This is a genomic window from Streptomyces sp. enrichment culture, from assembly GCF_964273145.1.
Taxonomy (GTDB): Bacteria; Actinomycetota; Actinomycetes; order Streptomycetales; family Streptomycetaceae; genus Streptomyces.
Genome location: NZ_OZ186873.1, coordinates 5,163,146 through 5,186,068, shown reverse-complemented (window position 1 = coordinate 5,186,068; position 22,923 = coordinate 5,163,146). Strand labels below are relative to the sequence as shown.

Sequence of the window (22,923 nt, the reverse complement as noted above, 5' to 3'; positions counted from 1 at the left end):
TCCAATCCAGCCCCTTGCAGGTCAGTCAACAACGGGCTGGTTACTTTTCGCCGTGCGCGACGATCCGCTTCCGCCGCGCACGGTGCTCCGCGGTGGAGGCCGCGGCCCGGTGGCGTCAGCGTCCGCGCACTCCCGGCGACACCACCAGCCGGCCCGCCGCCCAGAACACCGCGAGGGTCACGAGCGCCAGCACGGCCACCAGGGTGGCGCCGCCGACCACCTTCTCGTAGTCGCGCTGGTAGAGCCCGTCGACGATGTACCGGCCGAGTCCGCCGAGGCTGACGTACGCGGCGATGGTGGCCGTGGAGACGATCTGGACGGCCGCCGAGCGCAGGCCGCCGAGGATCAGCGGCAGCGCCACCGGCACCTCGACCCGGAACAGGATCCGTGCCTCGCCCATGCCCATGCCGCGGGCGGCGTCCACCGGGGAGGGGTCCACGGAGCGCAGCGCCTCGTAGGTGGTCACCAGGATCGGCGGGACGGCGAGGACGACCAGCGGGATCATCACGGGCACCAGCCCGATGCCGAGCAGGACGGCCATCAGGACCAGCAGGCCGAAGCTGGGCAGCGCGCGGGCGGCGGTGGCCACGAGGGCGAGGGCGTTGCCGCCCCGGCCGGTGTGCCCGGTCACCAGCCCCACGGGCAGGCCGATCGCGGCGGCCAGCAGCAGGGCCAGCAGCGAGTACTGGACGTGTTCCAGCAGGCGGTGCGGGATGCCGTCGTGGCCGTGCCAGTGGGCGCTGTCGCCGAAGAAGGCGTGGACGAAGTCCAGGACGTTCACCGGGCCGCCTCCCGCGCCGTGCGCGGTTCCTCCCGCACCACGGCCCTCGGACCGCGCCGCGCGCCGCGCGGCATCCACGGCGTCAGCAGGAGGCGGGCCAGGACCAGCAGGGCGTCGCACGCGATCGCCAGGACGGCCGTGGTGAGCACGGAGTTCACCGCCAGCACGGGCCGGTCGTACTTCTGCGCCGCCGCGAGCAGGTTGCCGAGGGCGCCCTGGTTGCCGATGAGGGCGCCGACGCTGACCAGCGAGATGCTCGACACCGTGGCCACCCGCAGCCCGGCGACGATCGCGGGCGCGGCGATCGGCAACTGCACCTGGAGGTAGCGCCGTACGGGGCCGAAGCCCATGGCGGTGGCGGCGGCCAGCGTCTCCCCGGGCACCGAACGCACCCCGTCGACGATCGCCGGGAGGAGCACCACCAGGCTGTAGACGGCGAGCGGGATCATCACCGTCAGCTCGGTCTGGCCGGTGTAGTCGATGAGGACGACGAAGAAGGCCAGCGACGGGACGGCGTACAGCACGGTCGTCACGGCCAGCACGGGCGGGTACAGCCGGCGCAGCCGCACGCACAACTGGGCGAGGGGCAGCGCGAGCAGCAGTCCGGCCAGGACCGGCAGCAGGGCCTCGCGCAGATGCAGCCCGATCAGGCCCGGGTAGCTGTGCTGGAGGTCGCTGGGGATGTCGAAGAAACCGTCGGGCACGCCGCTCACCCTGCGATCTTGCTGCTCGCGCGTTCCCCGGCGTGGGCGCCGCGGATCGCCTCGCCGATCGCCTGCTGGGAGACGACCCCGGCCACCCGGCCGCCGCGGTCCACGGCGACCGCCCAGCCGGTGGGCGACAGCACCGCGCAGTCCAGGGCGGCCCGCAGGGAGTCGGTGCCGGGCACGAACGGCCTCCCGTACGGCAGCAGCCGCTCCGGCCTGACGTCCCCGGCGGTCAGGTCCTGCGGCCGGCTCCAGCCGAGGGGACGTCCGTCGGTGTCGGTGACGAGGAGGTAGGGGGCGCCGGAGGCGGCGATCCGTTCGGCGGTGGCGTCGGCCGGCACGACCGGACCGGTCGTCAGCTCCAGGTCCGCGGAGGGGAAGAAGGACAGCCGCCGGATGCCGCGGTCGGCGCCGAGGAAGTCCTCGACGAAGGCGTCGGCCGGCTCGGACAGCAGCTCGGCGGGCGGCGCGAACTGGGCGAGCCGCCCGCCGGTGCGCAGCACGGCGACCTTGGTACCGAGCCTGATCGCCTCGTCGATGTCGTGCGTCACGAACACGATGGTCTTGCCCAGTTCGTCCTGGAGGCGCAGCAGTTCGTCCTGGAGTCCCTTGCGCACCACGGGGTCGACGGCCGAGAACGGCTCGTCCATGAGCAGCACCGGCGGGTCCGCGGCGAGCGCCCGCGCCACGCCGACGCGCTGCTGCTGGCCGCCGGAGAGCTGGTGGGGGTAGCGCTTGGCGAGGGAGGCGTCGAGGCCGACGCGTTCCATCAGCTCCGCCGCCCGCGCCCGGGCCCTGCGCCTGCCCCAGCCGAGCAGGCGGGGCACGGTGGCGATGTTGTCGAGGATCGTGCGGTGCTGGAAGAGGCCGGCGTTCTGGATGACGTATCCCATGGACCGGCGCAGTGCGGTGACCGGCTGCCGCCGGATGTCCTCGCCGTCGAGGAGGATGGTGCCCTCGCTGGGCTCCACCATCCTGTTGATCATGCGCAGGGTCGTGGTCTTGCCGCAGCCCGACGGTCCGACGAGGACGGTGATCGCGTGGTCGGGTATCTCCAGACGGAGCCGGTCGACCGCCACCGTGCCGTCCGGATAGCGCTTGGTGACTTCATCGATCCGTATCAAGACCCCGTACCCCCGGGTGGCTCCGGGCCCGCGCTTCCGACCGGCGTCGGCGGGCCGTCGGGGGGAGAGTGTAGACGCCGTGTCGTTTCTTCCGGCCGTTCTCCCGGCCGCCGCGCCGGGCCGGCGGGCGGCCCCGCTCAGGCCCCCGGTTCCTCGGGCGCGGCCGGCGGTTCGGTGGGCGTCGGCGCGGGCGGGCGGAACAGGACGGCCCGGGCCACGGGCGGGGCGAACAGGGCGGTGACGGGCGCGGAGAGGGTCAGCACGGAGCGGAAGGCGCGCCCCACGACGGGGTCGCCGGGGGAGCGTTCCCGGACACGCCGCAGGTACCAGTCGGCGACGCGGTCCGCGGGCCCGCCGTCGAGAGCCGTGCCGACCGCGCCCGGCATCTTGCGGTCCGCCCCGGCGGAGATGTCCCACGCCTGCCGGGACGCCGCCAGGAGTGCCCGCTGCACGCGCCGCGTCGTGGGGGTCCGGCGCGGATCGGCCAGTGCGTCGCGCAGGGCGACCGCGCTCATCGCGGCGACGGCCATCCCCTGCCCGTAGATCGGGTCGAAGGTGCACAGGGCGTCGCCGGTGGCGAGGAATCCGGCCGGGCGGCGGCCGGGCAGGTCGTAGCGGCGCCGGACGTTCGCGGTCCGCCGGTAGCCGAACGGCGGCGAGAGCGGTTCGGCCTCGTCCAGCCACCGGTGCAGGAGCGGATGCGGCAGCCTCTTGACGTACGTCACGAACCCGTCGGCCTCCGTCGGCGGTTCGTCGCCGCGCAGCCCCGAGACGATGACCAGGTGGGTGCCGTCCTCCAGGGGCAGCGCACCGCCGCCGTGGACCTGGTCGGGGCAGGGGTACACGTAGTAGCCGAGGGTCTCGCCGTCGAGGGCCCCCCTCCTGCCGCGGTAGACGCGGGAGGCGTAGGCGAGCCCGGTGTCGATGGTCTCCTCGCGCGGGGTGTCGGCGCCGATCGCCGCGAGCCACCGCGGGGCCTTCGTGCCGCTGCCGGAGGCGTCGACGACCAGGTCGGCCTCGAGGGTCCGGTGCTCCGCGCCGGCGTCCTTGGAGCGGTCCCGCAGCACTACGCCCCGCACGCGCGAGGCGTCGCCGAGGAGTCCGACGGCCTCGGCACCCTCCACCACGCCGATCACCCGGTCGGCGAGGACCCGCCGCCGCACCAGTTCCTCCAGCTGCGCGCGGGAGCCGGTGTAGAGGTGGCTCGTCGAGGGGACCCTGCGCAGCCAGCGGCCGTCCTGCCACAGCACCATGTCCGACGGCATGCCCACCCGCGGCGCCCCCGCCGCCCGCAGCTGGGCCAGGAAGCCCGGCAGCAGCGATTCCAGGGCGGTCTGGCCGCCCTGGAGCAGGACGTGCGGGTGCCTGCCCTGCGGCACGCCGGGCCGCGGCGTGCCGCCGTCCGGGAACCGGTCGCGTTCGACGACGGTCACCCGGTCGGCGTGCCCGGCCAGGACGTGCGCCGCCAGGAGCCCGGCGAGGCTCCCGCCCACGACGACCGCGTGCCGCCCGCCGCCCCCGCCCCGACGGTCCGCTTCTCCGGCAGTGTCCACCGATCCGCTCCCCTGGTCGCCGTGTGGTGAGGAGGCACCAGTATTCCGCTGCGCCGCGCGGGACGGCCGCGTTCCGGCTCTTCCGCGCCTCGGATACGTCCGCTTGAGTACGTCCGTCCCGCGGAGGCCCGCTGCGGACGCGTCCGTCCCGGACCGCTCCCGGTCCCGCCGTCGGTCCCGGTCGGGGGTCAGCCCTCGTCCGGCTCCAGCCGCAGCGCGATGCTGTTGATGCAGTACCGCTGGTCGGTCGGGGTCGGATACCCCTCCCCCTCGAAGACGTGCCCGAGGTGCGATCCGCACCGCGCGCACCGCACCTCGGTCCGCACCATCCCGTGGGACCGGTCCTCGACCAGCTCCACCGCGTCGGAGTCCTTCGGGTCGTAGAAGGACGGCCACCCGCAGTGGGAGGCGAACTTCGTGTCCGAGGTGAACAGCTCCGCGCCGCAGGCCCGGCAGGAGTAGACGCCCTTCGTCATGGTGTCGTTGTACTCACCGGTGAAGGCGGGCTCCGTGGCCGCCCGGCGCAGGACGGCGTACTCGGCCGGGGACAGCTCCGCGCGCCACTGCTCGTCCGGCTTCTCCACGTCGTACGGCACGATCCCTCAGCCCCTCACTTCGACAGACGGTCCAGGATGCGCGGGCCGAGGTCCGTGACGTCGCCCGCGCCCATGGTGAGAACGAGATCACCGGGCTTGGCCATTCCCGCGATCGTCTCGGGGACCTCCGCCCCGTCGTGCAGCGGCGTGACGTCCGCGCCCGCCGACCGGGCCGCCTCGATGATCAGGTCGCTGGTGACGCCGGGGATCGGGTCCTCGCGGGCCGGGTAGATGTCGAGGACGACCGAGGCGTCCGCCAGGGCGAGCGCCCGGCCCATCTCCGTGCCGAGCTCCTGGGTGCGGGAGAACAGGTGCGGCTGGAAGACGACCAGGATGCGGGCGTCCCCGGCGGCGCCGCGCATCGCCTCCAGGTCCGCCGTCATCTCCGTCGGGTGGTGGGCGTAGGAGTCGATCACCTGGACGCCGGCCGCCTCGCCCTTGAGCTGCAGGCGCCGCTTGACGCCCGTGTACGCGGCCAGCGCGGGAGCCAGCTGCGCGGCCGGGACGCCGAGGGCCGCGCCCGCCGCGAGGGCGGCCACCGCGTTGTACGCGTAGTGACGGCCGGGGACGGAGACGGCGAAGGTGAGCTCGGCGCCGTCCAGCACCACCGTCACCTCGCTCCTCATCCCCTGCGGCACCACGGACAGGATCCGCACGTCGGCGTCCTCCGCCTCGCCGTACGTCACCGTCCGCACGGCGTTCCCCGAGCCGGCCAGCCGCCGCGTCAGCTCACGCGCGCCCTCCTGGTCCGAGGAGATCACCAGCGTGCCGCCGGGGACGATCCTCCCGGCGAACGTCTCGAAGGACTCGTGGATCTCGTCCATCGACGCGTAGTTGGCGTGGTGGTCGAGCTCGACGTTCAGGACGACGGCGACCTCGGGGGCGTACTTGTGGAAGCTGCGGTCGCTCTCGTCCGCCTCGGCGACGAAGATCTCGCCCTCGCCGTGCATCGCGTTGGAGCCGGGGCCGTCCAGGTCGCCGCCGATGGCGTACGAGGGGTTCAGGCCCAGCTCGGACAGGGCCACCGCCAGCATGGAGGTGGTGGTGGTCTTGCCGTGCGTGCCGGCCACCGCGATCGGGCGCAGGCCCGCCATCAGCGCGGCCAGCGCGTCGGAGCGGTGCACGACGGGGACGCCCAGTTCGGCGGCGCGCACCAGCTCGGGGTTGTCCGGCCGGATCGCCGAGGAGACGACCACGCAGCTCGCGTCGTCGGCGAGGTGCTCCGCCGCGTGCCCGATGTGCACGGTCGCGCCCAGCGCGCGCAGGGCCCCGGCGGTCGCGGAGTCCTTCGCGTCGCTGCCGGCCACCCGGGCGCCGCGCTGCGCGAGGATCTTCGCGATGCCCGACATCCCGGCGCCGCCGATGCCGATGAAGTGCGGTCGGTCCATGGCGGTAGGAAGGCCGGGTGCCATGCGCGTTTCTCCCCAGTGGTGCGACGAGTGATACGACAAGTGGTGCGCCATGCGGTACGCCACCCCGTACGCGCGGTGGTACGAGGTGACGGCCGGCGCCGCGCGGCTGCGACGGCGCGCGCTCCCGGCGCGGGAACGCGGCCCAAGCCTATGCCTTGCTGTGGGAGAACAGCTTCAGCACCGGCACCCCGACCCTGTGCCGGGCCCGTGAGGCCCAGTCCCGGTGGAAGAACTCCTCCACGTAGTGCGGATCGGTCAGGACGATCACCTCGTCGGCGCCGACCTCCTCGACCAGGGACTTCAGCTCGTCCAGCGGACGGTCCTCGATCAGGCGCCCCTCCGCCTCGCCGCCGGCGGCGCGCAGGGCGGTCAAGGACACCTCCAGGGCGCGCTGCCCCATGGACAGCGCCTCCTCCCCCTCGGGGGTCTCGCCCTCGCGGACGGCCTCGTCGAGCTCGCCGAGCGCGATGTCGTCGATGGCGCGCAGCAGACGGTCGGCCTGCTCGCCGCGCGGTTGGAGCAGCACGTGGAAGGAGACCGGCTCGTCCCCGTGCAAGGTGGTGACGAACTCCACGTCGGCGGACGTCAGTGCCTTCTCGATCATCAAAACGCTTGTGAACACCAGACGCCCCTTTTTCCCTCGAGGGCCCGCGGGCCCGCCCGCGGGGCCCTGGCGGGGCCCTGCGGAAACCATCCTGCCCCGTGACCGCACACGGATACTGCCGGAGTCAGTGTGCCCGCCGGAGGCTAAACGGAACGGAAGATTCCGCCGATTACCCGACCGGTGGCGGTACGGATCGAACGTGCGCTCGGGGTACGTGAGTGGACCGAGGGGGAGCGGCGGCACGGGCGACGCGGTGGCGGCACGGACAGGACCGCGGCGGTCCGGTCGAGCCGCGCCCCGGCAGCCCTGTGCCCCGTCCTCGCCGGTTTCCCGCCTCAGACCTGCCGGTACCGGCTGAAGAGGAAACCTTCCTCCTCCAGCAGGGACACCAGCTCGAAGCGCCGCGGCACCTTCACCGACGGCCCCTCGGCGACGCGCTGCGCGTCGCCCGCGGTGAGCGTCGGGGAGACGGTCAGGCACAGCTCGTCCAGGACACCGGCCGCGATCAACTGGCCCAGCAGCCGCGGGCCGCCCTCGGTCAGCAACCGGGTGTGGCCGAGGTCGGCCAGGGCCCGGACGGCACGGGCCGGCTCCACCCCGGCACCGTCCCCGGCGATCACCACCCGGGCGCCCGCCTCCTGCGCGGCGGCGATCCGCTCCGGGGGCGCCGCCGCGCCCGTCAGGATCAGCGTGGGCACCAGCGGTGAGGTGAACAGCGGCAGCGAGAAGTCCAGCTCCAGACCGGCGCTGACCACGGCGACCGCAGGGGCCGGCCCCTGCCCGGCCGCCCGGCGCAGCTCGGCGAACTCGGCCCGCGCGCGTGCCGGGCGGTACCCCTCCTGCCGTACCGTCTGCGCGCCGACGACCACGACGTCCGCCAGCGCCCGCAGGGTGCCGAAGATCCGCATGTCGGCCGCGCCGGAGATGGGCTGGGAGCGGCCCTCGTGCTGGGCGGCGCCGTCGAGCGTGGAGACCATGTTGGCCCGCAGCCACACCCCCGGCCCGCCCGCGCCCGGCTCCGGATAGGCGTAGGCGGCGGCCAGCTCGGCGAGGCTCCACTCGCGGTCGGCCGTGTCCGCCCCGGGGGCGGGGCCGAAATCCGGGTCTGCTGTCTCGTGGGTCACGGGGAACAGGCGTCGCATGTCGTGCAGTGTTCCACGGCGCCCGGATCCCATCCCCGCCCCGTGACCGGCCCACCCCGGCCCGGCGTCCCCCGCTCGGAAGGCCTAGCATGGGGAACCGTGTCGTCCTCCTCCGCCGCCTCCGGTTCCGCCGCCGCCGGGTCCGCCCCGACGGCCGGCTCCGCCCCGCTGTCCCTGTGCGCCCGTGAGCCGCACGTCCCCGCGGACCGGCTGGTGGCCGAGATGGTGCCGCCACCCCGTTTCGACTCGGTCCGCTTCGGCACGTACGTCCCGGACCCGAACCAGCCCAGCCAGGCCGAGGCCGTCCGCGTCCTGGAGGACTTCGCGGCCGGACTGGGCGCGGCGGGCGCAGGCGGCGGCAGGCGCGGCTTCCTCGGCTTCGGGAAGCCCAGGGCGCCCAAGACCCCGGCCGGCCCCCGCGGTGTCTACCTCGACGGCGGTTACGGCGTCGGCAAGACCCACCTGCTGGCCTCCCTGTGGCACGCCACCGACGCCGAACCCTCCCGCAAGGCGTTCGGCACGTTCGTGGAGCTGACCAACCTGGTCGGCGCGCTCGGCTTCCAGCAGACCGTGCAGACCCTGTCCGGGCACCGGCTGCTGTGCATCGACGAGTTCGAACTGGACGACCCCGGCGACACCGTCCTGGTGTCGACCCTGCTCGGCAAGCTGGTGGACGCGGGCGTCGCGCTCGCCGCCACCTCCAACACGCTGCCGGGCAAGCTCGGCGAGGGCCGGTTCGCGGCGGCCGACTTCCTGCGCGAGATCCAGGGCCTGTCCGCCCGCTTCCGCACCCTGCGCATCGACGGCGAGGACTACCGCCACCGCGGTCTGCCCGAGGCGCCCGCCCCGCACTCCGACGAGCAGGTCACCCGCGCCGCCCACGCCACCGCCGGCGCCTCCCTCGACGACTTCCCGCGACTGCTGGACCACCTCGCCCGGGTCCACCCGAGCCGCTACGGCGCCCTGACCGACGGCATCACGGCCGTCTGCCTCACCGGCGTCCGCCCGGTGCCGGACCAGTCCACCGCGCTGCGCCTCGTCGTCCTCGCGGACCGGCTCTACGACCGCGAGGTGCCCGTCCTCGCCTCGGGTCTGCCCTTCGACCGGCTGTTCAGCGAGGAGATGCTGCGGGGCGGCTACCGCAAGAAGTACTTCCGGGCGATCTCCCGTCTCACCGCGCTGGCCCGGGACGCGGCGCGCCTCGTCGACGAGGACTGACCCTCCGTCACGGCGAGAGCCGATCACGCCCCGTTACACCGTCAAATCCCGGTTTTCAAGAGCCGGTTCTGGCCACACCACCCGCTCTTTTCGGGCTCTCTCCGCATCCGAAACATCGAGTTAACCCTGCAAACGGCTCTGTAGGGTTAACGTGTTTCTTGACCAAGCGTTGACCAAGTATTGGTGCGCGCTAGAACTACGAGTCGGCGGGAGGGGGGACGCATGTCCGGAGGCAAGACGGCCCGGGCCGCGGTGTCGGTCCTCACCGCCCTGCTGTTCGTCCTTCCGTTCCTCGCGCTCACCGCGCCGTTCGCATCCGCGCACACGGCACGTCATGCCGCGGCCGGCATCCAGCCCGGAAACGTTCCTTCCGGTATGGCGCCGCGCGACGAAACCGCCACCTGCCAGGAGACCGGCCGCCCCGGCGCCCTGCCCGGCCCGCTGCGCGTCCGCGACCGGCACCGCACCGCGTCCGTCCCGGCGGCCGAGGGCCCCGAACGCCCGCTGTGCGGGCCGTCCACGGAGGCCGCCCACGCGCAGACCGCGCCCGGCGCGGCCCGTCCCCGCGCACCGAGACCGCCGGACGACCACTCCCCGGCGGCGCTCCAGGTCTTCCGCTGCTGAGCGGCAGAGCAGTTCCCCTGTCTGTCCTGTCCTGTCCCATCCGACGCGTCCCCACGCGCGCCAGGAGGAATCACCACACATGCAGCCCCTCATCGACCACGCCCGCACGTTCGGACAGCGCCCTGAGGAGTTCGCCCCCCTCGCCGAAGGCCAGTGGCCGGAGGTCCTGTTCATCACCTGCTCCGACTCGCGGGTCGTCCCCGCCCTGATCACGGGCGCCCGCCCCGGCCAGCTCTTCGAGCTGCGCACCGCGGGCAACGTCGTCCCGGCCTACGCCGCCGACCGTCCGGCCGGCGAGGCGGCCACCGTCGAGTACGCCGTGCAGGTGCTCGGCGTGCGGCACATCGTCGTCTGCGGCCACTCGCACTGCGGCGCCGTGGGCGCGGTGGTGCGCGGCGACGACCTGACCGCCGTACCCGCCGTGCGCGCGTGGCTCGCGCACGCGGCGGAGGAGCCCAAGTGCTCCGACCCGTCCGACCCGACGGTCGCCGAGGCCGTGCAGAACCACGTCCTGGCCCAGCTGGAACGCCTGCGGGCCTACCCCTGCGTCGAACGGCGCCTGGCGGAGGGCGACCTGAGCCTGCACGGCTGGTACTACGAGGTCCACACCGGGACCGTGCGCGAACACCGCGCGGACACCGGTGCGTTCGAGGCCCTGTGAGCGGGGGGAAGAGCGCGATGACCGCGATGTCGAAATTTCCCCACCTGCGGCAGGACTTCGCCGCCTCCCTCGTCGTCTTCCTGGTCGCCCTGCCGCTGTGCGTGGGCGTCGCCGTCGCCTCCGGCGTCCCGGCCGAACTGGGCCTGGTCACCGGCATCGTCGGCGGGATCGTCACCGGCCTGCTGCCGGGCAGCAGCCTGCAGGTGTCCGGGCCGGCCGCCGGCCTGACCGTGCTCGTCTTCGAGGCGGTCGACACCTACGGGCTGCCCGCGCTCGGCGTGATCGTGCTGGCCGCCGGACTGCTCCAGCTCGTCATGGGCGCCCTGAAGGTGGGGCGCTGGTTCCGGGCGATATCCATATCCGTCGTCGAAGGCATGCTGGCCGGTATCGGTCTGGTCATCATCGCCGGCCAGCTGTATGCGGCGGCGGGGCTGGAGGCACCCGCCTCCGGCGTCGACAAGATCCTGGGTCTGCCGGGAGCCGCCGCCGACGCCGTCGGCAGCACCGAGGCGCTCGCCTCGCTGGCGGTGGGCGCGGGCACCGTCGCGGTGATGGTGCTGTGGAAGCGGCTGCCGAAGGGTGCGCAGACCGTGCCGGGCGCGCTCGCCGCGGTCGTGCTGGCGACGCTGGCCACGCTCGCCTTCAACCTGCCGGTCGCGACCGTCGAGGTGCAGGGCCTGTTCGACTCCATCCAGCCGCCCGGCGCGGACGACTTCGCCGGACTGGCGAACATCGGCCTGATCGGCACGATCCTCGCCTTCACTCTGATCGCGTCGGCGGAGAGCCTGTTCAGCGCCGCCGCGGTGGACCGGCTGCACGACGGGCCGCGCACCCAGTACGACAAGGAGCTCATGGCGCAGGGCGCGGGCAACGCGTTGTGCGGTGTGCTCGGCGCGCTGCCGATGACCGCGGTCATCGTGCGCAGCTCCGCCAACGTCGCGGCGGGCGCGCGGACCAAGGCGTCCCGGGTCCTGCACGGCGTGTGGCTGCTGCTGTTCGCGGCGCTGCTGCCGGCCGCGCTGGCCCTGATCCCGCTGCCCGCGCTGGCGGGCATCCTGGTCCACGCGGGCTGGAAGCTGATCCCGTTCCGGAACCTGGTCCCGCTGTGGCGCTCGCACCGGGGCGAGGCACTGATCCTGGTGGTCACCGCCGTGTCGATCGTCGCGGTGAACATGTTCGAGGGCGTGCTGATCGGCCTGGCCCTGTCCGTGATCAAGACCGCCTGGGACGCCTCGCACGTCCGGCTGGAGGTCATCGACAAGGGCGCCGGCCCCATCCAGGTGTACCTGTCGGGCAACGCGACCTTCCTGCGGCTGCCGAAGATCCTCGACAGCCTGGAGTCCCTGCCCCAGGACCGGCCGGTCGAACTGGACCTGTCGGGGCTGCACCACCTGGACCACGCCTGCGGTACGGCGCTGGAGAACTGGGCCAAGCAGCACAGCGCCACGGGTACGGAGCCGGTGAAGGTCACGGAGCCCGCCGTCCGGGGCGAGGCCGCGCCGGCCGCCAAGGCCGGGGCCGCGGCCGGGTAACCCGCGCCGCTGCGGTCCGCTGCGGTGGCCGCGGCGAGCCGCGTCCCGAGTGCCCGGTCCGGAGGCGTGGCCCCGGACCGGGCACTCGGCATATCGTGACAGGAGCAGACGAAAGGGATCCCTGAGCAGGGAGGTCGTCATGCTCCAGGAGCTGCTGACGGCGGCCGCGGCGACCGGTTCGGCCGGTGTGGTGTACCTGTCCGCGGCGGCGCGGGTCGTCAAGCAGTACGAACGCGGGGTGGTCTTCCGGCTCGGCCGGCTCCACGGCGACGTGCGCCGGCCCGGGTTCAACCTGGTCGTGCCGGGCGTCGACCGGATGCGCAAGGTCAACATGCAGATCGTGACGATGCCGGTGCCCGCACAGGAGGGCATCACCCGGGACAACGTCACGGTGCGGGTGGACGCCGTGGTGTACTTCAAGGTCGTGGACGCGGCGGCGGCCGTCGTCAACGTCGAGGACTACCGGTTCGCCGTCTCCCAGATGGCGCAGACCTCCCTGCGGTCGATCATCGGCAAGAGCGAGCTGGACGACCTGCTGTCGGACCGGGAGAAGCTCAACCAGGGCCTGGAGCTGATGATCGACAGTCCGGCCGTCGGCTGGGGCGTGCAGATCGACCGGGTGGAGATCAAGGACGTGTCCCTGCCCGACACGATGAAGCGGTCGATGGCCCGGCAGGCCGAGGCCGACCGCGAGCGGCGGGCCCGGGTCATCAACGCCGACGCCGAGCTCCAGGCGTCCAGGAAGCTCGCCGAGGCCGCGCAGCAGATGGCCGACACCCCCTCCGCGCTGCAACTGCGCCTGTTGCAGACCGTCGTCGCGGTCGCCGCGGAGAAGAACTCCACCCTCGTCCTGCCCTTCCCGGTCGAACTGCTGCGCTTCCTGGAGAGGGCCCAGCAGCAGATCCCGTCCGGCCGCGCCGCGGAGCGGCCCACCGGAACGTGACGGAAAGCGACCGGTGGTATCCGTGCGGTTCCCGGGGCGCGTACCGGGGTGATAGACACGGCGGGATCGCTGTTCCTGTCCGCCAGCAGGAAGGTTTCCCCATGCCCGAGACCACGACCGGCACCACGACCGCCGACGGCTCCCCCTCCCGGCGCCGGATACTCGCCCGCGCCGGCGCGCTGGGCGTCTCGATCGCCTTCGCCGGAAACCTCTCCGAGCTCTTCGCGGACACCGCCGCCGCGCGGAACCTCGGCCACGGCGGTTACGGACCGCTCGTCGAGGACCCGGACGGCCTGCTCGACCTCCCCGAGGGGTTCCGCTACCGGGTCCTGTCCCGCGAGGGCGACCCGCTCCGCTCCGGCGAGGGGCTCGTCCCCTCGAACCACGACGGCATGTCGGCCTTCCCGGGCAGAGCGGGCCGCGTCCACCTGGTCCGCAACCACGAGAACCGCGCCACCGCCCGCCTGGGTGTCCCCACGGTCGAGGGCCTGACCTACGACCCGGCCGGCAAGGGCGGCTGCACGGCCCTGACGCTGGGCCCCCGGGGCGACGTCCTGTCCGAACGGGTCGCGATAGCCGGTACGGCCGTCAACTGCGCGGGCGGCCCCACCCCCTGGGGCACCTGGCTGACCTGTGAGGAGACCGAGGACAAGGCCGGGATCGCCGGGTACGCCGAGGACCACGGGTTCGTCTTCGAGGTCGACCCGGTCGACCCGCACCGCTCCGGGGCGGTGCCGCTGACCGCGATGGGCCGCTTCCAGCACGAGGCGACAGCCGTCGACCCGCGGCGGGGCGTGGTGTACGAGACGGAGGACGCGTTCCAGAGGCCGTTCGGCCTCTTCTACCGGTTCCTGCCCGTCAAGCCGCTCGGCGGTCCCGGCTCGCTGCGGGCGGGCGGCCGGCTCCAGGCGATGCGCGTGCCCGGCGTGCCCGACCTGTCCGCCGTCCAGGAGACGGGGATGTCCTTCGACGGTGTCGAGTGGGTCGACGTACCGGACCCCCAGGCCCGCGAAACCCCCGTCCGCCTCCAGGACTTCGGGCCGAAGGGCATCACGCACGCGCAGAAGCTGGAGGGCTGCTACTGGGGCGGGCGGTCGGTGTACTTCGTGTCGTCCTTCGCCCGCAGCGCCGAGGGCTCGGCCGCCGACCACCACGGACAGGTCTGGCGGTACGACCCGCAGCGGCACCGGCTGACCCTGGTGGTCGTCTTCGGCCCGGACACGGACGTGCGGCTGCCCGGGGAGTCGCCGGACAACATCTGCCTCGCCGCCGGCGGCCTGATGGTCTGCGAGGACGGCAGCGGCGCCCAGCACGTCTTCGGCGTGACCCGGCGCGGCGAGGTCTACGCGATGGCCCGGGGCCGCCAGAACATCGGCACGCCCCGGGAACCGGAGTGGGGCGAGTTCGCCGGCGTCACCTTCTCCCCCGACGGCCGCACCATGTACGTCAACTGCTACACCCCCGGCACGACCTTCGCGGTGACCGGGCCCTGGCGCCGGTAGCCGCGGGCCGTCGAAGGACCACCCGGCCGGGCGCCGCGGTCCCCGCGGTGTCCGGTCACTGAAGTGGCCTCGCCGGGGTACCCGGAGTCACATGACGCAGAATCCGCACGTCAGCGACTCGTACTGGCTCCAGACCGCTCCAGGCGCCCCCCACCCCGCACTGGAGGACGACCTCGACGTCGACGTCGCCGTGATCGGCGGCGGCATCGCCGGGCTGTGCACCGCCTGGGAGCTGACACGGGCCGGGCGCAGCGTGGCGGTGCTGGAGGCCGGGCGGATCGCGGCCGGTGTCACCGGGCACACCACCGCCAAGGTCACCGCCCTGCACTCGCTGGTCTACGGCAAGCTGCGCCGCACCCGCGGCCCCGAGGGCGCCCGGCTGTACGCCCGCTCGCAGACGGAGGCGATCGAACGCGCCGCCGAGATCGTGGAGGAGCTGGGCATCGACTGCGACTGGGAGACCCGGAGCGCGTACACGTACGTCCGTGACGCGGGTCGCGTGGAGGAGGTGCGGGCCGAGGCCGCCGCCGCGAAGGAGGCGGGGCTGCCTGCCTCGTTCGTGACGGAGACCGGGCTGCCCTACCCGGTCGCGGGCGCGGTCCGGGTCACCGGCCAGGCCCAGTTCCACCCCCGCAAGTACCTGCTGGCCCTCGCCGAGGACCTGGTCGGGCGCGGCGGGCGCATCTTCGAGCACACCACCGTGCACGGCCTGGACGAGGGCGAGCCGTGCCGCGTGTCGACCGGCACGGGCGCGACGGTGACCGCCCGGGACGTCGTCGTCGCCACGCACTACCCGATCTTCGACCGGGCGCTGCTGTTCACCCGCCTCTCCCCGCGCCGCGAGCTGGTCGTCGCCGGGACGGTCGAGGCCGACCGGGACCCCGACGGCATGTACATCACGCCGGACGAGAACACGCGGTCGGTCCGCACGGCCCCGTACGGCGACGACGGCGGCCGGCGGCTGCTGGTGATCACCGGGGAGCACTTCACCCCCGGCACGGGCGACACCCGGGAGCGCTTCGGACGCCTGTCCGCCTGGGCCCGCGAGCACTTCCCCGGCGTGGAGCTCACCCACGCCTGGGCCACCCAGGACAACGATCCCACCGACACCGTCCCCATGGTGGGCCCGCTGCACCCAGGCGCCCGGCACACCTACGTGGCCACCGGCTTCGCGGGCTGGGGCATGAGCGGCGGCCTGATGGCCGGGCGGCTGCTCGCCCGGCAGCTCACCGGCGAGGAGTGCGCCTGGAGCGAGCTGTACGACCCGCGCCGGGTGCGCACGGCCGTGCGGCAGGCGCCGCAGTTCCTGAAGACGCAGGCCGAGGTCGCCGGCCACTTCGTCGGCGATCGGCTGCGGCCCGCGCCGCCGCTGGACTCGCTGCCGCCCGGGGAGGGCGCCGTGGTCCGGGCGGGCGGCGACCGGCTCGCGGTCTACCGGGACGAGGCCGGCGCCCTGCACGCCGTCTCCCCGCGCTGCACCCACCTGGGGTGCCTGGTCGGCTTCAACGCCGCCGAGCGCGCCTGGGAGTGCCCCTGCCACGGCTCCCGCTTCGACACGGACGGCAAGGTGATCCAGGGCCCGGCGACCCGGCCGCTGGAACGACGGGACATCTGAGGCGTCCGCCCGTCCCGCCACGCCCGCCCGTCCGGGCGGGTGAGACTCGCTCCCGCCCGCGCGCGCATATTCGTACATTCGGAACAAAGGGTCATACGTTCATGCAGTGATCGCTCTACTGCGCCGTGTGACCGCCGTCTGCGCCCTGGGCGGCGCTCTCGCCGCCTGCGGCACCACCCAGGCACCCCAGCCCCAGGCACCCGGAAAGCCCCGCCCCGTCCCCTCCGCGTCCTCCGGGCCCTCCGGGGCTTCCGCGTCCGCCGCGCCCTCCGCCCGCCCCCCGTCCGCCCCGGCCGGGCCGGTCACGCTCGCCCCCGGCCCGGCCGGCCTGGCCCCCGTCTTCGAGAACGGCCCCCGCACCCCGGACAGGACCGTGGCCCTGACCTTCGACGCCGACATGACCGCCGACCAGGGGCCGCGGGCGGCGGCGGGCGAACGGTTCGACAATCCGCGGCTGATCGCCGCGCTGCGGGAGCTGAAGGTGCCCGCCACGGTCTTCATGACCGGGCGGTGGGCGGAGGAGTACCCGGACCAGGCCCGCTCCATCGGACGGGACCCTCTCTTCGAGGTCGCCAACCACTCCTACAGCCACCACGCCTTCACCGGCGACTGCTACGGCCTGCCGGCCCTGCCCGCGGACCGGATGCGGGCGGATGTGGAACGGGCGTACACGGCCTTCCGCACGGCGGGCGTACCCGACGCGAAGCCGTACTTCCGCTTCCCCGGCGGCTGCTACGACCGGCGGGCGCTGCGGGCGATCGCCGCGACCGGTGTGACGGCGGTGCAGTGGGACGTGGTGAGCGGCGACGCGTTCGCCACCGACGCGGACGCGGTGGCCCGGCAGGTCCTGGACGGCGTACGGCCCGGTTCGGTGGTCGTCCTGCACTGCACGCGCAGCGCCGCCCCGGTGACCGAGCGGGCGGTGCGCGCCGTCGTCCCCGAGCTGCGCCGGCAGGGCTACCGCTTCGTGAAGGTCTCCCAGCTGATCGGGGCCGCCGCCGGACGCCGGTGACCGGCCTACCCTGGAGGCATGAGCGACGGCGACGACTACTGCCTGATCGACGCGGCCCGGCCGCCCGGGGCCGACGGACCGCCGTACGCGGAATGCGTGCTGTGCCGGGAGCCGACGGAGTACCCCGAGTCGTACAAGGGGATCACCCTCTGCCCGCGCTGCGAGTGGCAGGAGGCCCAGCGCACGGCCTGCTCGGGGTGACGGGCAGCGGGCGGGCGGACCCCCGGCCGCCTCCGGCACCGATCTTCCGGCTGGCACACTGGGAGGCGTGAGCCAGGACCAGGACCCGACGCCCGTGAACGACAGCTCCCCCCGCCCCGAGGCCGGCGCACGCGAGTACGTGCTGCCGCTGGTGGTCCGGATCGAGCGGGCGGCACCGCCGCCGCGGACGGACGCGCTGGAGACCTCGGCCCGCGCGGTGCTGGCCCTGCTCGCCGACGAGCGGTCGCTGGGCGACGGGGAGTGGGCGCGGGCGGTGCGGGACTGGCAGGACGCCCGCATCCGCAAGGTGGTGCGGCGGGCACGCGGCGCCGAGTGGCGGCGCGCCGAGGCGCTGCCCGGCATCACGGTGACCGGGAAGGCGGCCGAGGTGCGGGTCTTCCCGCCCGTGCCGCTGGACGGCTGGCCCAAGGACCTGGCCCGCCTCCAGGTCTCCGGCACCGACCTCGACGACCCGGAGCCGCCGGTGGACGCCGACCCGTCCGCGCCCGTGCTGTGGACCAACCCGGACCTGCGGATGTCGGCCGGCAAGACGATGGCGCAGACGGGCCACGCCGCCCAGCTCGCCTGGTGGGAACTGGACGGCGAGGAGCGCGCCGCCTGGCGCGACGCCGGCTTCCCGCTGGCCGTGCGCACCGCGGACCCCGCCGACTGGCGGCGCCTGACCGCGAGCGGCCTGCCCGTGGTCCGCGACGCCGGTTTCACCGAGATCGCCCCCGGCTCCTGCACGGTGGTCGCGGACCACCCGGCGCTGCGGTAGGGCCGGCGCCCCGGGACGCCCGGGACCCGCCCGCCCCTTCTGCCCGAACCTCAAATGTTCCTCTGAACGTGCCCGTGCCGGGGTTGGCGCGCGCGGCGCGGGGCCATACCCCCCTCACCGCCGGGACGGCTCCCCGGCGTGCGGAGGAGGGGGACGATGGAGCGACTGGGGACGGGCATCGGGTGGCGGCCGGAGATCGCGGACGCCGTGGAGCGCATGCCGGGCGTCGACTGGGTCGAGGTCGTGGCCGAGAACATATGCCCCGACCACCTCCCCGCCTCCCTGCGGCGCCTGCGCGAGCGCGGTGTCACCGTCGTGCCGCACGGCGTCTCCCTGGGCCTGGGCGGTGCCGGACGGCCCGACCCGGACCGGCTGGCCGCGCTGGCCGAGCGGGCCGGGGCGCTGGGCTCGCCGCTGGTGACCGAGCACATCGCGTTCGTCCGCGCGGGCGGGCCGCTGACCGCGTCCGCGCACCTGGAGGCGGGACACCTGCTGCCGGTGCCGCGCACCCGGGACGCGCTCGACGTGCTGTGCGAGAACGTCCGCATCGCGCAGGACGCGCTGCCCGTGCCGCTCGCCGTGGAGAACATCGCAGCCCTGTTCTCCTGGCCGGACGAGGAGATGACCGAGGGGCAGTTCCTGTACGAGCTGACCGACCGCACCGGGGTGCGGCTGCTGATCGACGTGGCGAACCTGCACACCAACCACGTCAACCGCGACGAGGACCCGGCCGAGGCGCTCGCCGGACTCCCCCTGGAGGCCATCGCCTACGTGCACGTCGCGGGCGGCTACGAACGCGACGGCGTCTGGCACGACAGCCACGCCCACCCCGTCCCGCGGCCGGTCCTCGACATCCTGACCGGCCTCGCCTCCCGGGTCGCGCCGCCGGGCGTGCTGCTGGAGCGGGACGAGAACTTCCCCGAACCGGCCGAGCTGGAGGGGGAGCTGGACGCGATCCGGGCGGCGCTGCGCGCGGGGCGGCGGAACGCGGCCGGGGCGCGCGCCGAAGGCGCGGACGCCGGGCCGGCCGGCCCCTGCGGAAGGGCGCAGGCCCCCGCGGACGCCCCCGGGACCGAATCCGCCCGGGAGCGGCTCGGCCTGGCGCAGGCCGCGCTGCTGTCCGCGCTGGTCGCCGGGATACCCGCGCCCGAGGGGTTCGACCGGGCGCGGCTGCGGGTGCAGGCGCGGGCGCTGGCCGCGAAGCGGGCGGGCATCGTGGCCAAGGTCGCGCCCGAACTGCCGGTGATCCTCGGGGACGGCTACCGGACGCTCTTCCTCGCCTACGCCCACGGACGCCCGTTGACCGGCGGGTACCGGCGGGACGCGCTCGACTTCGCCGCACTGCTGCTGGCCGACGGTCTGCCGGAGGACCCGCGGGCGCGGCGGGAGTTGCGGAAGTGGTGGCTGGAGCGGTCGGGACCGGCACCGCGGTCACGCCGGCCGGCCGTACGGCTGGCGCGGGCCACGCGCCGGGTGCTGTCGCGGCACTGACCGGGAGCGAAGCGGAACGTGACATACCGGCAACGCTCCGTCCGGATGCTGAAAAGGCATGGTGCGGCCGACGCCCCTGACGTACAAACGCGGCATGTTCTGGGTCCTCCTCCTGCTGCCCGCCTGGGCCCTCGCCGGCACGGCATGCACACGGCTGTGTCTGACCGCGGCGCGCACGGCGACCGCGGACACGGCGGACGCGCCCGTAGGGCGCGAACTGACCCTGTACGAGGCGGCGTTCCTGTCCGGCGGACCCGGGCGCGTCGTCGACCTGACGCTCGTCTCCATGGTGCGCCGGCGCCGGCTGCTGCTGGCCCGCACCGGCTGGGTCACCGTCGTCGACCCGCGCGGGCGGGACGAGATGGAGCGGTCCGTCGTCGGGGCCATCGGGCCCGGCGGGCAGTCCCGGATCGCGCCCGTGCGGTCGGCCGCCGCGGCGGCCGACGCGGTGAGCGGGCTCGCCGAGCGGCTCGTCGGCACGGGACTGGCCGTGCCGGAAGGCGGCCGCGGCGGCGTGGCGGCCGCCGTCCGGCAGGTGCGCCTGGCCGCCGTCGCCGTGTGCGCGCTGGGGGTGACCGCCGTGTCCCTGCCCGTCCCCTCGGACGTGCCGCGGCACCTGGTCGCCCTGTGGTTCACGCTGCCGCTCGCCCTGGCCCTGGGCTGCCTCGCCATGGCGCGCATGGAGGTCCATCCGTACACGCGCCGGGCGTCCCCCGCCGGGCAGCGGCTGCTCGACGCGCTCGTCCGGCAGGCGGACGGCGCGGACGGTGAGCGAGTGTTCCTCACCTCCGTGGCCGTGCACGGCGTCCACGCGACCGGCGAACCGGACCTGCGCGCGGCCTTCGCCCACCGGGAGCGGCACGCCGAGCGCCGCGGCGGCTGAGGCGGCACGTCGGCGGGGAGCCGGGGCACCCGGCGGCGGGCGGGCTCGGCGCTGGTGACCGAGCGGGGCGCCGGCACGCACGGCGTCGCGGACGGCGCGAACGCCTGCGTCAACGGTCACCTGGAGGCGTACCTCCTGTGGGGCCGGCTCCCGGCGCGGGACGCGTCCCGCGCCCCGCGTCCGGCACCGGAGCCGGTGGGGGACCGGCCCGGGCGGACCGCGGCGCCCCGGCCCGCGTCCTGATCAGGCGAGCCCGGCCACCAGCTCGGCGATGTCCTTGCGGCGGCCCGTGAAGAAGGGGACCTCCTCGCGGACGTGCAGGCGGGCCTCGGAAGCGCGCAGGTGGCGCATGAGGTCGACGATGCGGTACAGCTCGTCGGCCTCGAAGGCGAGGATCCACTCGTAGTCGCCGAGGGAGAAGGAGGCGACCGTGTTCGCGCGCACGTCCGGGTAGCCGCGGGCCATCTTGCCGTGGTCGGCGAGCATCCGGCGGCGGTCCTCCTCCGGCAGGAGGTACCAGTCGTAGGAGCGCACGAACGGGTAGACGCTGACGTAGTCGCGCGGCGTCTCGTCGGCGAGGAACGCCGGGATGTGCGAGCGGTTGAACTCGGCGGGGCGGTGCAGCGCCATGTTCGACCACACCGGGGTGAGCGCGCGGCCCAGCCTGGTGCGGCGGAAGAGGTTGTACGCCTCCTGGAGCTGGTCACTGGTCTCGGCGTGCCACCAGATCATCAGGTCGGCGTCGGCGCGCAGGCCGGAGATGTCGTAGGTGCCGCGGACCGTCACGTCCTTGGCGGCGAGCTGGTCGAACAGCTCCTGGACCTCGTCGGCGTATCCGGCACGGTCCTCGGGGAGCACGTCCTTCAGCTTGAAGACGGACCAGAGGGTGTAGCGGATGACCTCGTTGAGGTCCTTGGCCAGCTTGCCCTTGTTCGGGGTCCGCGCGGGGGCGGGGGTGGAGGCGTCGTCACTCATGGCCCTATTCTCCCGCTCCGCCGTGCAGGCTCTGCACCGGGTGGGCGGTGAGCTCCCGCACGGCGCGCAGGTCACCGTGGATCTGGTCCACGGCCGCGTACGCGCTGGCGATGGACGCCGGGATGCCGACGCCGTCGTACGCCGCCCCGCACACGGCCAGCCCCGGCACCCTGCCGACGTACTCGCGGACGCGGGCCACGCGCGCGTGGTGGCCGACGGGGTACTGCGGCAGGCCGTCGGTCCAGCGGGTGACGCGGGTGGCGACCGGCGTGGCGTCCAGGCCGGTCGCCTCCTTCAGGTCGTGCCGGGAGACGGCCACGAGGGCGTCGTCGTCCCGTCCGAGGATCTCCGTCTCGCCGTACCGGCCGACGGAGGTGCGCAACACCACCAGGTCCGGGTCCTCCTCGGCGATCCAGCCCCACTTGCGGGAGGCGAACGTGGACGCCTTGATGGTCCGCCCGTCGACCGGGGGCACGAGGAAGCCGCTGCCCTCGGGCAGCGCGGCGGCCTCGGAGCGGCGGTAGGCGAGGGTGACCAGGGCCATGGAGGCGTACTCGACGGCGGCGAGCTCGGCCGCCGCGGCGGGCGCCTCGGCCTTGAGCAGGCCGGCGGCGGCGGGCGCCGGGACGGCGACGACGACCGCGTCGGCGTCCAGCCCCCGCCCGCCTGCGACGACCCGCCACCCGGCGGGCGCGGTGCGGCGCAACTCCGTCACCGGGGCTCCCGTGACGATCTCGCCGCCGCGGGACCGCACCGACGCGGCGACCGCGGCCGGCAGCGTGCCGATGCCGCCCGCGATGCCCATGAAGACCGGCCCGCCGCTTTGCGGGGCGGCGGCCGTCCTGCCCTGGACGGCGCGCACCGCCTCGGTGAGGGAGGTGTGCGTGCGGGCGGCCTCGAAGAGCTGCGGGACGGCCGAGCGCATCGAGATGCGGTAGGCGTCGCCCGCGTACACGCCGCCGAGCAGCGGTTCGACCAGCCGGTCGACGACCTCGCGGCCCAGCCGCGCCGCCACGTACTCCCCCACCGCCACGTCGTCGCCGACCTCGGTGCGGGGCAGGTCCGCGTCGCGCTCGATCCGGGCGAGCCCCTCCTCGGACACCACGCCGGACAGGGCGGACGCGGTGCCGGGGACGCCCATGACGTGACCCTTGGGCATGGGGCGCAGCGCACCCCGGGTCCACAGGGCGGCGGTCGCGGTGGCCGGCGGCTGGAGGCGGTCGGCGAGGCCCGCCGCACGGGCCAGGTCCACGGCCTCGGGGCGGCGGGCCAGCATCGACTCGGCGCCGAGGTCGACCCGCACTCCGGCGATCTCACCGGGCAGCAGCTTGCCGCCGACCCGGCCGGACGCCTCCAGCACGGTCACCCGCGCCCCGCGCTCCAGCAACCGGTGGGCGGCGGCCAGCCCCGCGATGCCGGCCCCGATGACGACGACATGCCCCGCACCCGCACGGGTCTGCTCTTCACGCATGCCCCCAGCCTCTCAAACGGCACCGGCGGCGCGGTCCGGCCCCCGGCCCGTGCCCGGCCGTGGCCTCCTCGGGACCGTTCCGCGCCGACGGTTTCGGC

Annotated in this window: 22 protein-coding genes and 1 pseudogene; 13 read left to right on the top strand and 10 right to left on the bottom strand. The window is 74.6% G+C overall.

The window, feature by feature from the left end; all coding sequences use genetic code 11:
* Positions 1-115: 115 nt before the first annotated feature.
* The 8 genes from ACSU6Z_RS23345 to ACSU6Z_RS23310 all read right to left on the bottom strand — a co-directional run bounded on the left by ACSU6Z_RS23345 (position 116) and on the right by ACSU6Z_RS23310 (position 7,919).
* Complete coding sequence (locus ACSU6Z_RS23345) at positions 116-781, bottom strand: ABC transporter permease (protein WP_437048413.1); 666 nt, start codon at positions 779-781, stop codon at positions 116-118.
* Positions 778-1,494, bottom strand: a complete 717-nt coding sequence (locus tag ACSU6Z_RS23340) for an ABC transporter permease (RefSeq protein ID WP_437048411.1) — start codon at positions 1,492-1,494, stop codon at positions 778-780. Before ACSU6Z_RS23340 ends, ACSU6Z_RS23345 begins: the two co-directional genes overlap by 4 nt.
* Complete coding sequence (locus tag ACSU6Z_RS23335) at positions 1,491-2,612, bottom strand: ABC transporter ATP-binding protein (protein ID WP_437048409.1); 1,122 nt, start codon at positions 2,610-2,612, stop codon at positions 1,491-1,493. Before ACSU6Z_RS23335 ends, ACSU6Z_RS23340 begins: the two co-directional genes overlap by 4 nt.
* A 137-nt stretch (positions 2,613-2,749) precedes the next feature.
* Positions 2,750-4,105 (bottom strand): FAD-dependent oxidoreductase, encoded by a 1,356-nt coding sequence (locus ACSU6Z_RS23330; protein ID WP_437050447.1) that lies wholly within the window; start codon positions 4,103-4,105, stop codon positions 2,750-2,752.
* A 248-nt stretch (positions 4,106-4,353) separates the two neighbouring features.
* Positions 4,354-4,761 carry a peptide-methionine (R)-S-oxide reductase MsrB gene (gene msrB / locus ACSU6Z_RS23325; protein WP_437048408.1) on the bottom strand — a complete coding sequence of 136 codons (408 nt, stop codon included), beginning with the start codon at positions 4,759-4,761 and terminating at the stop codon, positions 4,354-4,356.
* Positions 4,762-4,775: 14 nt separating this feature from the next.
* A complete protein-coding gene (gene murC, locus ACSU6Z_RS23320; protein WP_437048406.1) occupies positions 4,776-6,173 on the bottom strand; it encodes a UDP-N-acetylmuramate--L-alanine ligase in 1,398 nt (465 codons plus the stop codon).
* 148 nt (positions 6,174-6,321) lie between these two features.
* Positions 6,322-6,795 carry an indole-3-glycerol phosphate synthase gene (locus ACSU6Z_RS23315; protein WP_437048405.1) on the bottom strand — a complete coding sequence of 158 codons (474 nt, stop codon included), beginning with the start codon at positions 6,793-6,795 and terminating at the stop codon, positions 6,322-6,324.
* Positions 6,796-7,112: 317 nt separating this feature from the next.
* Complete coding sequence (locus ACSU6Z_RS23310; RefSeq protein WP_437048404.1) at positions 7,113-7,919, bottom strand: pyrimidine reductase family protein; 807 nt, start codon at positions 7,917-7,919, stop codon at positions 7,113-7,115.
* A gap of 99 nt (positions 7,920-8,018) precedes the next feature.
* Here ACSU6Z_RS23310 and zapE point away from each other — a divergent pair, with 99 nt between their 5' ends.
* The 13 genes and pseudogenes from zapE to ACSU6Z_RS23245 all read left to right on the top strand — a co-directional run.
* On the top strand, positions 8,019-9,137 hold the full coding sequence (gene zapE, locus ACSU6Z_RS23305; protein ID WP_437048402.1) for a cell division protein ZapE: 1,119 nt from the start codon (positions 8,019-8,021) through the stop codon (positions 9,135-9,137).
* A gap of 222 nt (positions 9,138-9,359) precedes the next feature.
* Entirely contained in the window at positions 9,360-9,761 is a 402-nt protein-coding gene (locus tag ACSU6Z_RS23300; RefSeq protein ID WP_437048400.1) for a hypothetical protein, read from the top strand.
* Between the two features lie 79 nt (positions 9,762-9,840).
* Positions 9,841-10,422 carry a carbonic anhydrase gene (locus tag ACSU6Z_RS23295; RefSeq protein ID WP_437048399.1) on the top strand — a complete coding sequence of 194 codons (582 nt, stop codon included), beginning with the start codon at positions 9,841-9,843 and terminating at the stop codon, positions 10,420-10,422.
* A 17-nt stretch (positions 10,423-10,439) separates the two neighbouring features.
* Positions 10,440-11,954, top strand: a complete 1,515-nt coding sequence (locus ACSU6Z_RS23290; protein WP_437048397.1) for a SulP family inorganic anion transporter — start codon at positions 10,440-10,442, stop codon at positions 11,952-11,954.
* Positions 11,955-12,093: 139 nt separating this feature from the next.
* Positions 12,094-12,897, top strand: a complete 804-nt coding sequence (locus ACSU6Z_RS23285; RefSeq protein WP_437048395.1) for a slipin family protein — start codon at positions 12,094-12,096, stop codon at positions 12,895-12,897.
* 101 nt (positions 12,898-12,998) lie between these two features.
* On the top strand, positions 12,999-14,399 hold the full coding sequence (locus ACSU6Z_RS23280; RefSeq protein WP_437048393.1) for an alkaline phosphatase PhoX: 1,401 nt from the start codon (positions 12,999-13,001) through the stop codon (positions 14,397-14,399).
* Between the two features lie 91 nt (positions 14,400-14,490).
* Positions 14,491-16,014 (top strand): FAD-dependent oxidoreductase, encoded by a 1,524-nt coding sequence (locus tag ACSU6Z_RS23275; protein ID WP_437048392.1) that lies wholly within the window; start codon positions 14,491-14,493, stop codon positions 16,012-16,014.
* Between the two features lie 106 nt (positions 16,015-16,120).
* On the top strand, positions 16,121-17,026 hold the full coding sequence (locus tag ACSU6Z_RS23270) for a polysaccharide deacetylase family protein (RefSeq protein ID WP_437048390.1): 906 nt from the start codon (positions 16,121-16,123) through the stop codon (positions 17,024-17,026).
* An 18-nt stretch (positions 17,027-17,044) separates the two neighbouring features.
* Positions 17,045-17,227: a hypothetical protein gene (locus ACSU6Z_RS23265; RefSeq protein ID WP_437048389.1), complete on the top strand. Its 183-nt coding sequence runs from the start codon at positions 17,045-17,047 to the stop codon at positions 17,225-17,227.
* 67 nt (positions 17,228-17,294) lie between these two features.
* Positions 17,295-18,005 (top strand): aminoacyl-tRNA hydrolase, encoded by a 711-nt coding sequence (locus ACSU6Z_RS23260; RefSeq protein WP_437048387.1) that lies wholly within the window; start codon positions 17,295-17,297, stop codon positions 18,003-18,005.
* Positions 18,006-18,161: 156 nt separating this feature from the next.
* The gene (locus tag ACSU6Z_RS23255) at positions 18,162-19,496 is read left to right on the top strand and encodes a DUF692 domain-containing protein (RefSeq protein ID WP_437048386.1); all 1,335 of its coding nucleotides are present in this window, start codon (positions 18,162-18,164) and stop codon (positions 19,494-19,496) included.
* A 94-nt stretch (positions 19,497-19,590) separates the two neighbouring features.
* Positions 19,591-20,379 (top strand): TIGR04222 domain-containing membrane protein, encoded by a 789-nt coding sequence (locus ACSU6Z_RS23250; RefSeq protein ID WP_437050445.1) that lies wholly within the window; start codon positions 19,591-19,593, stop codon positions 20,377-20,379.
* A 30-nt stretch (positions 20,380-20,409) separates the two neighbouring features.
* Positions 20,410-20,622: pseudogene (locus tag ACSU6Z_RS23245) on the top strand (alpha/beta hydrolase); the annotation flags it as partial.
* Here the strand turns inward: ACSU6Z_RS23245 and hemQ are convergent.
* Positions 20,623-21,354 carry a hydrogen peroxide-dependent heme synthase gene (hemQ, locus tag ACSU6Z_RS23240; RefSeq protein ID WP_437048385.1) on the bottom strand — a complete coding sequence of 244 codons (732 nt, stop codon included), beginning with the start codon at positions 21,352-21,354 and terminating at the stop codon, positions 20,623-20,625.
* Between the two features lie 4 nt (positions 21,355-21,358).
* Positions 21,359-22,825 (bottom strand): protoporphyrinogen oxidase, encoded by a 1,467-nt coding sequence (gene hemG, locus ACSU6Z_RS23235; RefSeq protein WP_437048383.1) that lies wholly within the window; start codon positions 22,823-22,825, stop codon positions 21,359-21,361.
* Between the last annotated feature and the right edge of the window lie 98 nt (positions 22,826-22,923).

Excerpts from the sequence above, each read along its gene's own strand:
- murC (WP_437048406.1), bottom strand. The coding sequence starts at position 6,173 with ATGGCACCCGGCCTTCCTACCGCCATGGACCGACCGCACTTCATCGGC.
- ACSU6Z_RS23295 (WP_437048399.1), top strand. The coding sequence starts at position 9,841 with ATGCAGCCCCTCATCGACCACGCCCGCACGTTCGGACAGCGCCCTGAG.
- ACSU6Z_RS23300 (WP_437048400.1), top strand. The coding sequence starts at position 9,360 with ATGTCCGGAGGCAAGACGGCCCGGGCCGCGGTGTCGGTCCTCACCGCC.
- ACSU6Z_RS23290 (WP_437048397.1), top strand. The coding sequence starts at position 10,440 with ATGACCGCGATGTCGAAATTTCCCCACCTGCGGCAGGACTTCGCCGCC.
- ACSU6Z_RS23255 (WP_437048386.1), top strand. The coding sequence starts at position 18,162 with ATGGAGCGACTGGGGACGGGCATCGGGTGGCGGCCGGAGATCGCGGAC.
- ACSU6Z_RS23285 (WP_437048395.1), top strand. The coding sequence starts at position 12,094 with ATGCTCCAGGAGCTGCTGACGGCGGCCGCGGCGACCGGTTCGGCCGGT.
- ACSU6Z_RS23275 (WP_437048392.1), top strand. The coding sequence starts at position 14,491 with ATGACGCAGAATCCGCACGTCAGCGACTCGTACTGGCTCCAGACCGCT.
- ACSU6Z_RS23250 (WP_437050445.1), top strand. The coding sequence starts at position 19,591 with ATGTTCTGGGTCCTCCTCCTGCTGCCCGCCTGGGCCCTCGCCGGCACG.
- ACSU6Z_RS23265 (WP_437048389.1), top strand. The coding sequence starts at position 17,045 with ATGAGCGACGGCGACGACTACTGCCTGATCGACGCGGCCCGGCCGCCC.
- ACSU6Z_RS23280 (WP_437048393.1), top strand. The coding sequence starts at position 12,999 with ATGCCCGAGACCACGACCGGCACCACGACCGCCGACGGCTCCCCCTCC.
- hemQ (WP_437048385.1), bottom strand. The coding sequence starts at position 21,354 with ATGAGTGACGACGCCTCCACCCCCGCCCCCGCGCGGACCCCGAACAAG.
- ACSU6Z_RS23310 (WP_437048404.1), bottom strand. The coding sequence starts at position 7,919 with ATGCGACGCCTGTTCCCCGTGACCCACGAGACAGCAGACCCGGATTTC.
- hemG (WP_437048383.1), bottom strand. The coding sequence starts at position 22,825 with ATGCGTGAAGAGCAGACCCGTGCGGGTGCGGGGCATGTCGTCGTCATC.